9 protein-coding genes are annotated in these 10,499 nt (G+C 62.3%); 5 read left to right on the forward strand and 4 right to left on the reverse strand.

Annotated elements, in window-relative coordinates:
- Positions 1-40 precede the first annotated feature (40 nt).
- Positions 41-658: a hypothetical protein gene (locus tag GQB00_RS03555; RefSeq protein WP_165855248.1), complete on the forward strand. Its 618-nt coding sequence runs from the start codon at positions 41-43 to the stop codon at positions 656-658.
- A gap of 159 nt (positions 659-817) precedes the next feature.
- On the opposite strand, the gene GQB00_RS03560 is transcribed toward GQB00_RS03555, so the two are convergent.
- Positions 818-1,666: a DUF6160 family protein gene (locus GQB00_RS03560; protein WP_111496023.1), complete on the reverse strand. Its 849-nt coding sequence runs from the start codon at positions 1,664-1,666 to the stop codon at positions 818-820.
- A 281-nt stretch (positions 1,667-1,947) separates the two neighbouring features.
- Positions 1,948-2,529 (reverse strand): hypothetical protein, encoded by a 582-nt coding sequence (locus GQB00_RS03565; RefSeq protein WP_228276659.1) that lies wholly within the window; start codon positions 2,527-2,529, stop codon positions 1,948-1,950.
- Between the two features lie 155 nt (positions 2,530-2,684).
- Here GQB00_RS03565 and pabB point away from each other — a divergent pair, with 155 nt between their 5' ends.
- Positions 2,685-3,977, forward strand: a complete 1,293-nt coding sequence (gene pabB, locus GQB00_RS21985; protein ID WP_323127242.1) for an aminodeoxychorismate synthase component I — start codon at positions 2,685-2,687, stop codon at positions 3,975-3,977.
- A 28-nt stretch (positions 3,978-4,005) separates the two neighbouring features.
- Here pabB and thrH read toward each other — a convergent pair whose 3' ends face one another.
- Positions 4,006-4,614 carry a bifunctional phosphoserine phosphatase/homoserine phosphotransferase ThrH gene (gene thrH / locus GQB00_RS03575; RefSeq protein ID WP_111496021.1) on the reverse strand — a complete coding sequence of 203 codons (609 nt, stop codon included), beginning with the start codon at positions 4,612-4,614 and terminating at the stop codon, positions 4,006-4,008.
- 225 nt (positions 4,615-4,839) lie between these two features.
- Between thrH and GQB00_RS03580 the strand changes: the two genes are divergently transcribed.
- Positions 4,840-5,568, forward strand: coding sequence for a phosphoadenylyl-sulfate reductase (locus tag GQB00_RS03580; RefSeq protein WP_265735505.1), 729 nt, complete (start codon positions 4,840-4,842; stop codon positions 5,566-5,568).
- Between the two features lie 65 nt (positions 5,569-5,633).
- Here GQB00_RS03580 and cysB read toward each other — a convergent pair whose 3' ends face one another.
- Positions 5,634-6,608, reverse strand: a complete 975-nt coding sequence (gene cysB / locus GQB00_RS03585) for an HTH-type transcriptional regulator CysB (protein ID WP_165855249.1) — start codon at positions 6,606-6,608, stop codon at positions 5,634-5,636.
- A 182-nt stretch (positions 6,609-6,790) separates the two neighbouring features.
- Here cysB and GQB00_RS03590 point away from each other — a divergent pair, with 182 nt between their 5' ends.
- A complete protein-coding gene (locus tag GQB00_RS03590) occupies positions 6,791-7,567 on the forward strand; it encodes a sulfite exporter TauE/SafE family protein (protein ID WP_111496018.1) in 777 nt (258 codons plus the stop codon).
- 160 nt (positions 7,568-7,727) lie between these two features.
- A complete protein-coding gene (locus GQB00_RS03595; RefSeq protein ID WP_165855250.1) occupies positions 7,728-10,424 on the forward strand; it encodes a LuxR C-terminal-related transcriptional regulator in 2,697 nt (898 codons plus the stop codon).
- The last annotated feature ends 75 nt before the right edge of the window (positions 10,425-10,499 follow it).

Consider the following 10,499-nt stretch of genomic DNA (forward strand, 5'->3'; position numbering starts at 1 on the left):
TACCAGAGGACACGCTCTTTCTCCCTCACAGGAGCACACGATGACCCCACAACAACGCCTGGCAGCCGCAATGGCCGCCGTCATGACCGCTCCAGCCTGGGCCGGTGTCGAGTCCATGACGTCGCAGGAGATGGTCGATACCTACATCGAGGACTCCGCCATCATCGTGGTGCCCCGGGCCCGCCAGAAAGCCGAGGCGGAACGGCAGCGGATTATCCGCTCGCTGACCATTTCACCGGGCGAGCCGGTCATCGAGGAGTCCGAGGAACAGGCCTACGCCTATATCCTGCGCCGTGGGCAGTACGACCGGCAGTCGGACAACCTGCGTCAGGCCGAGTCCGAAGCGTTGCGACAGTTCCTGCTGTTGCCGATAGAGGAAGCCGAACGTACCCAGCCGGTGGCCCATTTCACACCCGTCATCCCGCCGGTGATCTACGGTCGGCAGGTGGAGATTCCCGACGAGCCGTTCAACCAGACCTTCCTGAACGACCAGTTAAGCATCGGTTTCGACGGCGAGAACGTTAATTTCTCCATTGGTAATCCGCCGGGTATCGACCAGATCCTGGTGCCCTACGCCATCGACGAAGGCCCCGTCCAGCTGACGCCACGACCGGGCGGAGGGTTCGATCTCTCGATCGCGGTGCCCGATCCGCAATAACCTTTTGTGCCCGCATTAATGCCTTTCTTCCCGTATTCGCGCCATTCCGCCAGCATCCAGGCTGTATCCCCTTCCCTTATGGATTGAATCAACGTTTGATAGCCCCACGAAAAACGCCCCGCGATGCGGGGCGTTTTCGGTTTCAGACCGAAGGTCGGATCAGTGACCGTAAACCTTCATGTTGGTCTGGGTGACCGCCAGGTTGTCCATCGCGATGGTCCCGATGTTGGTGCCACCGATCAGGGTCTCGCCGATGCTGATATCGGCCACGAACTCGGGAATGCCGATTTCCAGCGCCTCGCCACTGGCCGCTCCAGCCACGCCGGTGGCCTTGCCGACAGTCATCTGGGCCACCGCGAAGGTGCCGGCCAGCGGACTGGTCGATGTGCCCGGAGAGTCAGCGTAGGTCGCACCGAAGGTGTTGGCGCCAGTGACGGTCAGGTCACGGATGCCCACACCCAGGAAGTCAACATCCATATCCATGTCGGTGATGTTGAACGCCACGTCGGTGATCAGCGTGTCGGTGGCCGTGTCGACGCGCAGGTCGAGCTGGGCCAGCAGACCGGTGATGCCGATGTTGGAGGCCAGCAGCGTGCTGTTCTGGTCCGCGTCGGAGGCCGCCGCGTTCAGTGACGCTGACTCGATGCCGATGGCGAAGTCGATCGGATCGCCGCTTACGCTGCCCACATGAATGAAGGCGTCGCCGTCGGCTTCCACGTCGATGTCGATCTTCAGGTCATCAAGGAGACCGTCGACGCCATTGACGTTGCCGTTGGCGTCGGTGGTGATGGCACCGCCACCGATGTGTACGCCGTTGACCGCGAAGGTCCCTTCATCCGTGTAGGTGAAGGCGCCCACATCGACCTTGGTTTCCAGCTCGATGGTCACACCGGCCTGACCGGTGACGTTGCCCATGGCGCCGTCGTCCAGGGCTTTCAGCTCTGCCTGGGCGGCGAACGGCGCGGCGGCAACGGCGGTTGCCAGTGCGAGTTTCTTCAGGCCTTTCATATGTTTCTCCTTAACGGAAAATTGTTGTTGTTCCAATGCGGATTGTTGTCTTTTGTTTCCGCACGGTCCCAGATTAGAGGCCCAACTCTGGTCATTCCGTGACCACCTTCACACCGATCGATAATCATATTGTCGAACACTTGGATGATATGGAATCTGCGACCCACGGCACCCTTTTCAAGTGGCTACCTTCGAGTAACTCTACCGGTGTGATGAAAGGTGTCGCGGAAGGCGATGGAAAGGTCGCAGACAGGCCGACGGACGCAACGAGGAGGTAAACGTCAGTCGCCTTCGACGAAGGAAACCTCGTCCCGGGCCTTGAGCTCGATATTGAAAATCGATGGCTCCGATTCGACGATCAGGGGCTCACCGAAACGCGCCTTGCCCGACTCCAGCGTGTAAGGTGTGACCTGGGCCAGCGTGGGTCCGAAGATATGCTCCATCTCGGCCACCAACACATGGTCAGCCTCCCCTTCGGCGTTCGGGTTCTCCGCCACGTACACCAGACAGGTAGCGCCGATGCTGCCTTTCTTGACCAGCACCCGCAGGCTGCGGCGCATCACCTCCACCGCTACGTTGGGTGGCATTTTTTCGATTCCGGATATGCGGATGGTGCGGTAGGCGCTCTTGCGATCCGCCACCACCGCGAAAGCCTTGACCGGCTCACCGGCCGAGAGGCGCTCCCCGGCATCGCCCATGGCCCTGTGGTACATCTCGGCGAACTGCTCTTGGGCAAAGGCCTTGACGTCCTGGTCGGTAAACGTCGACGGCTCGGCAGCGGCGGCCACCCAGCCGGAAGCCAGCATCCAGGTGATCAGAAAAAACCCGCGAAAACCGGTACAGCGATCGGGAAACCTTGCCATGATGAACTCCTGAGTTGTTGTTATGAGTGTCACCCTGCAACGACGTTTGCGGTATCATGCGCTTCGCGACGCCCCGCAAACTCAAGCTTTACAGGTTCAGCGTGTCATCTTCCCCAAAAGCATTTTCCATTTCTGCCAAACACGCGGCACTTTGGGTGACTCATCTTTCCACCCAACCCGGCTTCTGCTTCCTCCCCCGCCCCGATGGCTCCGCGTTCCTGTCCGCCTGGCCGGAAAGTCAATGGTTCCTGCCACGGGCCGCGGAAGACTGGGAAGCGGTATGCCAGGCCTTGCGCCAAGCCGAGCGCGACCTTACGGCCAACCCGGATCCTTCACGCGACGACACTGGTGAGGTTTTCTCCGGCGGTCTGATCGGCTGCCTCCATTACGAAGCCGGCCGCCACACCGTGCCCGGCTTTCAGGCCACGCGCCACGGTGCATCGACGGGTGATGCCGGCTGGGTCGGCCTGTTCACCTGGGCCCTGGAACTGCCGGCGCAGGACGGCGAACCGGCGCTGCTGAGAAGACTGCCCTGCTGCTCGGCAGAAACCACGGAGCGCCTGAACGCCATCGTCAATGGCCCGCCCCCGCAGCCATCCGGCGGCCAAGCCTTCCGGATGACATCGACTTTCCAGCCCGTCCAGACCCGCCCGGCGGTCATGGCCAGCGTCCGCCGCGTCCTGGACTACATCCAGGCGGGCGACTGTTACCAGGTGAACCTGTCCCAGCAGTTCGAAGGGCGATACGAAGGCGCGCCCTTCGCCGCTTTCGAGTCGCTGCGCGAGGCCATTCCGGTCCCCCATGCCGGCTATGTCGATGCCGGTCCCTGGCAGGTGCTGAGTATCTCGCCGGAACGCTATCTGCGCATCGACGGCGCGCAGGTGGAAAGCAAACCGATCAAGGGCACCCGGGCGCGGGGCGATGATCCCGCAGAAGATAACCGTCTGCGCGAAGAGCTGGTCAACAGCCTCAAGGACCGGGCGGAAAACCTGATGATCGTCGACCTGATCCGCAACGACCTGTCCCACTTCTGCCGTCCCTATTCCGTGCGCGTGCCGCAGCTGTTCGACGTGGAGAGCTACCGCAACGTGCATCAACTGGTGAGCACCGTGACCGGGGAGCTGAAGGATGATGTCCTGAGGATCGACGCCCTGCTGTCGGCGTTTCCGGGCGGCTCGATCACCGGGGCGCCCAAGCGTCGCGCCATGGAGATCATCGATGAACTCGAGCCCCATGAGCGGGGTCCATACTGCGGCAGCGTTTTTGCCCTGTCGGCGGGGGGCGTGCTGGAGTCGAATATCGCCATCCGCACGCTGATGACCGACGCCGGGGGGCGCATTCGCTGTTGGGGAGGTGGCGGCATCGTGGCCGATTCCGACCCGGGCGCCGAATACGAGGAGTCGGTGACCAAGGTCCAGCGCCTGATGCAGACGCTGGACTCGTTATAACGCCTGTTTTCTCAGTGGCGATCGCTGTTCAGTGGCGTTCGCTCAGCTCCAGGAACTTGGTGCGCAGGTCGTCGTAGTTGTGCACCGCCGGGAACTGCGGAAACTCGTCGATCACGTTCTGCGGAGCGTGGAAAAGGATGCCCGCCTCTGCCTGCTTGAGCATGGTGGTGTCGTTGTAGGAGTCGCCGGCCGCGATAACCCGGTAGTTCAGCAACTGGAAGGCCCGCACGGACTGGCGCTTGGGATCTTTCTGGCGCAGCAGGTAATCGGTGATACGGCCGTCTTCGTTCACTTCCAGCTTGTGGCACAACAGTGTCGGGTGCCCCAGTTTGGCCATCAGCGGCATGGCGAATTCATAGAAGGTGTCAGACAGGATTACCACCTGGAATCGCTCTCGCAGCCAGTCGATGAACTCGCGCGCACCCTCCAGCGGCTCCAGCGTATCGATCACCGCCTGGATCTCCGGCAGGCCGTAGCCGTGCTCATCCAGCAGGCGCAGGCGCTGCTGCATCAGCACGTCGTAGTCGGGAATGTCCCGTGTGGTCGCCTTCAGTTCTTCAATTCCGGTTTTCTCGGCAAAGGCGATCCAGATTTCGGGAATAAGCACCCCTTCGAGATCAAGGCAGGCAAGTTCCACAAGACACTCCTAACGTTGGCGGCCCGGGGGCCATGAATCATGGTTTCGAATCACCGGTGCTTCGCCCGGGGCATAAACAACAGCCTTCCGCCGCGGTACCGGCGCGCCCTATCATATGAAAAAGTGATGCTGATTGCACCGAAGATATAACCTTATGAAAGCTGGTTACTTTTGATTGAGGGTCCCGGGTGGTATTTTCTGTTCACCATTTCAGAAACGATGAACATGATGGAATCCATAAAAGAACTGAATGAGAGACTGAACGACCAATCACCGCGTTCCATCCTCAAGCACGCGCTGGGTAGCTACGACTCCATCGCAGTATCCTTCAGCGGCGCGGAGGATGTCGTCCTGATCGAGCTGGCCCACAAACTGACCGATAACCTCAAGGTTTTCACCCTCGATACCGGTCGTTTGCACGCCGAAACCTACGCCTTCATCGAGAAGGTGCGCAAGCACTACAACATCGATATCGAGATCCTGTTCCCGGACGCCGCCGAAGTCCAGGAGCTGGTTTCGAAGAAAGGCCTGTTCAGCTTCTACGAGGATGGCCACAAGGAATGCTGCGGCATCCGCAAGGTCAACCCCCTGCGGCGCAAGCTCGCCACCGTGGACGCCTGGATTACCGGCCAGCGCAAGGACCAGAGTCCCGGCACCCGCAACGATGTGCCTGTAGTGCAGGTGGACGATGCCTTCTCCACGCCGGAAAAACAGCTGATCAAGTTCAATCCGCTTGCCAACTGGTCGTCCAAGGACGTGTGGGACTACATCCGCATGACGGAGGCGCCCTACAACGAACTGCATGAGAAAGGCTTTATCAGCATTGGTTGCCAGCCCTGCACCCGCCCGGTCCTGCCGGGCCAGCACGAGCGCGAGGGCCGCTGGTGGTGGGAGGAAGCCACCCACAAGGAGTGCGGCCTGCACGCCGGCAACCTGATCGCCAGCGCCAAATAATCCGGGCGCCGAAGGCATAAACACAAACGGGACCCAAGGGTCCCGTTTCTTTTTTGGGTTTGCCGTCAGTGTGTCGGCAGCTCAACGTCCTGGAACAGCGCCTCGATATCGGCGCGGCTTGACTGGTGCGTGGCGGCATCGACCCGTTCGGGGGTCAGGTGCGGCGCAAATCGCTGGATGAACTCGTACATGTAGCCCCGCAGGAAGGTGCCCTTACGGAAACCTATCTTGGTCACGCTGGGCGCGAAAAGGTCCCGAGCATCCAGCGCCACCAGGTCGCTGTCGGTGCGCTCGTCGTAGGCCATGCTGGCGATGATCCCCACACCCAGACCCAGGCGCACATAGGTCTTGATAACGTCCGCATCCGCCGCCGTGAACACCACCTTGGGTGTCAGGCCCTTGCCCTGGAAGGCCTCGTCCAGCCGCGAGCGGCCGGTGAAGCCGAACACGTAGGTCACCAGCGGGTACTCCGCAACCGCTTCCAGCGTCAGCGGCTGGCAGCGGGTCAGCGGATGATCCCGGGGCACGATGATGCTGCGGTTCCAGCGGTAGCACGGCATCATGATCAGATCGTTGAACAGCTCCAGCGCCTCCGTGGCGATGGCGAAATCCACCGCACCGTTGGCCGCCATTTCCGAGATCTGCATGGGCGTGCCCTGGTGCATATGCAGGGACACTTCAGGATACGCCTCGATAAACCCGCTGATAATCGGAGGCAAGGCATAACGCGCCTGGGTGTGGGTGGTGGCGATGCTCAGGTCGCCCTTGCGCTGATTGCTGAATTCCTGGGCGATCTTCTTGATGCCCTCCACCCGTCGCAGGATCTCGCCGGCCTCGCGAATAATGGTTTCCCCGCCGGGGGTAATCCGGGTGAGGTGCTTGCCACTGCGGGCGAACACTTCGACGCCCAGCTCGTCTTCCAGCAGTCGGATCTGCTTGGAAATACCGGGTTGCGAGGTGAACAGGCTCTGCGCTGTCGCGGACACATTCAAATCGTGATGCGCCACCTCCCAGATGTAGCGCAGCTGCTGTAATTTCATTGACCCTTTCGCTCCATCGTCTTTCTTATTCGAATAAAAATATAAGTAGAAATTCTTTTTAAGAATAGATCCAAAGGTCTACAGTTGGAAACCCTGTAGGAACAATTGGTTCTGGACGCTCTTGTCTTCGTTGTTGCTTCCGGTCTGCGAAGGTCCACGGTTTTCAGTGTAGATCATAATTTATGGATATCGTCTTCTATATTCTCGCCGGTGCTGGCGTCGGCCTCGCCGTCGGCCTGACCGGCGTCGGTGGTGGCTCGCTGATGACGCCGCTGCTGCTGATGTTCGGCTTTCCGCCACACGTCGCCATCGGCACTGACCTGATCTACGCCGCGATCACCAAGGGCACCGGCGTGTTCGCCCATCATCGTCAGAAAACCATCGAATGGCCCATCGTGCGTCGCCTGCTGCTGGGCTGCGTGCCGGCGTCGCTGGGCGCGATCGTGCTGCTGTCGTTCTTCTTCACCGACCCGGACGAATACCGCAACCTGCTGGTCTCCACCCTGGGCACCATGCTGATCCTCACATCGGTGGTCCTGATCTTCCGCCCCTGGATCCTGCGACACCGTGGCGACGATAGTGACGCCTCTTTCCTGGTGCGCCACCGCAACGGACTGACGGTCATCGCCGGTGTTTTCCTGGGTGCGGCCGTCACCCTGTCGTCGGTGGGCGCCGGTGCCTTCGGTACGGCCATTCTGATGCTGCTGTACCCACACCTTACGGGCGTGCGTATCGTCGGCACCGACCTGGCCTATGCCGTGCCGCTGACATTCATCGCCGGCATGGGCCACTGGCACCTGGGCAACATCGACTGGCAACTGCTTGGCGCCCTGCTGATCGGCTCGATTCCGGCGATCCAACTCGGCACACGGCTGGCCCGCAAGCTGCCGAACCGGGTGCTGCAATCCACCCTGGCCACCATCCTGTTGGCCATCGGCCTGAAGTACACCTTCTTCTGATCCGGATAACCGGGCGCGCCTCGCTCCCGCTCGGCGTTCCGGTCCAGGCTCCATTGCAACGCCTTGACTTCCCAGCGGTAACACCGACAATCGGATAGGCAGTCCGGGGATCGACAGGCCATCCCCGAGCCATTCCGAACGGACCGGACCCGCGACCCAGATGCTGCTGACCACGAAATTCCTGCGCCCTGCAAGCGACCGTAACGCCGTCCCCCGGGAACGGCTGCTGCGCACCTTGCAGAGCCGCGCGGGCAAACGGCTCAACCTGATTATCGGGCCCGCCGGCTACGGCAAGACGACGCTGGCGAACCAGTGGTGCACCCAACAAACCGGCGCGGTGGGCTGGCTCTCCCTGGATGCCAACGACGATGAGCCCAGGCGCTTCTGGCAGTATATGGCCGGGGCCCTGAGCCATGCCGGACTGGCTGACCTTGATGACTGCCAGTCATTGTTCAGCCAGGCCGATACCCACGACTTCGAGGGGGCCATCTCCGGCCTCATCAATCACCTTGTTGCCCATGCCCGTGAGGGCGTCAGCCTGGTTCTCGACGACTACCACCAGATCCAGTCGCCGGTCATCCATCGTCAGCTCACCTATTTCATCGACTACCTGCCGCCGGGCATGAACCTGGTCATCGTGTCCCGATCCGAGCCTGAGCTGCCCGTAGCGCGCTGGCGCGTGCGCCAGTGGGCCGACACCATCGAGCCTCAATTACTCGCCTTCTCGGAGGATGAAGCGCGACGCTTCCTGAGCGAGTTCATGGCCCTGGAACTCGACCCTGCCGAGAGCCGCCGGATCTGGCAGAACGCCGAAGGCTGGGTGGCCGCCATGCAGCTCAGCGCCATCGCCGCAGGCACAGCGTCGCAGGCCCCGGGGGAAACCATCGGCCGCCCCCCGTCGTCCAGCCGTGAGCTGAACGAATACATCATCGGCGAGATCCTCAACCAGCAGCCGGCGGAAGTACGCGACTTCCTGCTGGACACCGCCTGCTGCCTGCGCCTGAACGCCTCGCTCTGTAACCACGTACGCCAGGCAACGGACAGTCAATCGCTGCTGGAACGACTGAGCCGCAGCAACCTGTTCCTGGTGCCGCTGGACAGCCGCGACCAGTGGTTCCGCTACCACGACCTGTTTCGTGAGGCGCTGTTCACCCGCCTGCAGCAGACCGCCCCCGAGCGAATCGAGCCCCTCCAGGCACGGGCGATCGACTGGCTGCTCGACAACGACGACATCCAGGAAGCCATCGCCCAACTGGTACAGCGCCGCGACTGGCCCTGGCTGGAACGGGTCCTGGCGGAGCACGGCAACCACCTGATCCACGGAGGCTTCCACCTGCCGGTGCTGGAATGGCTGGACAAGCTGCCCAGCGGGGCCGTCGAGGCGAACCCGCGGCTGTCAATGCTGCAGATCTGGGGGCATTTCTTCGCCAACCGGCTCGATGCCATCGAGCCGCGCCTGGAGCAACTGGAAAACCGGCTCGACCGGCGCGTCGCCGACGCCCACCCCGATGCCGAAGGCGCCCTGGGCCTGCACAGCGAGATTGCGCTGATCCGCGGCCACCTGGCCCGTACACGCGCCGACCACGACAGCGCCGCCGATCTGACCCGTCAGGTCCTGCGAGACATCGACCATACCCAGATTCCCCTGAAATCCGTCACCTATTACGGCATCGGGCTGGACTGTTTCGGCCGCGGCGATCTACCGGCGGCCGAAGACGCGCTGGCGTCGGCGGTGTCGTATGGTCAGCTCGAGCGCAAGGCTTCGACGGTCCTCTCCAGCGGCGGCCTGCTGGCCTGGATCCGTTTCCATCGCGGCCACATCGACCTGGCGCTGGAAAGCTGTCGCGCGGTCCGCCGCTGGATCGACCAGCACTACACCGATCCCCGCCAGCCGACGCTGATCTCCTGCTGGCAGAACTGCGCACTGATCGAGATCCATCGCGAACGCGGCGAGCTGGAACATGCCGAGGGCTACCTCAAACCGCTGTTGTCGCACCTGGAGACCGGCACCGAACCGGGTCAGCACATCATCATCCAGTACGCCCGCGCCCGGCTGGCGTTTACCCGGGGCGACCTTGCCGGCGCCCTCACCGCCCTCGATGACGCCCGGAACATGCTGGCCCAGCGCGGCGATCGCATCCTTTTCGAACCACCCAACCTCGAAGCCATGACCGCCCGCGCGCAACTCGGCCTGAGCGAACTGGACGCTGCCCAGCGCTGGCTCGAACGTCGTGATGCGGGGCGTTACCGCAACCCGCTCAATGCCGAGCAGGACAACATGACCGCCGCCCGGGTACTGATTGCGCTCGGCCGGCCGGCGGAGGCCCTGCCCCTGCTCGCGCCCCTGCGCCTGTCCACCGAGCAGGGGCAGCACCACAAGCACCTGATTGAGGTGCTGACGATCTATGCCGACGCCCTGGCGGCCGAAGACAAGACGGCGGAGGCCAGCGCGATGCTGACCGAAGCCCTGCGCCGCGCTGCGCGCCAGGGCCTGTACCGGCTATTCGTGGAAGAAAGCGCCCGCATCCGTCGCATGATCCGCGCCCTGGATCCCGACACGATGCCAGGAAACTTCCTGTCAGGGCTTCAGGCGTTGCTGGACGCGAGCGATGCGCCCGCGTCAGAGCCGTCCATACGCTCGGCGCCGCAACCCGGGCTGGTGGAGCCGCTCAGTTCGCGGGAGATCGAAGTGCTCGGATTGATCAACGAAGGGCTGGCCAACAAGGACATAGCACAGCGGATGCAGGTGGCCAATGCCACCGTGAAAGCACACATCCGCAATCTCTACAGCAAGCTGCAGGTGAAAAGCCGCACCGAAGCCCTGGCCCGGGCACGCCAACTGGCGCTGCTGCAATAACCTGCGATCCTGTGCGCATCGTCACAGTTTTCGCCCATTAATCGGCAGCACTACGCCCTTTGGACGATCCCTCTA

The organism is Marinobacter sp. JSM 1782161, from assembly GCF_011421605.1.
GTDB lineage: Bacteria > Pseudomonadota > Gammaproteobacteria > Pseudomonadales > Oleiphilaceae > Marinobacter_A > Marinobacter_A bohaiensis.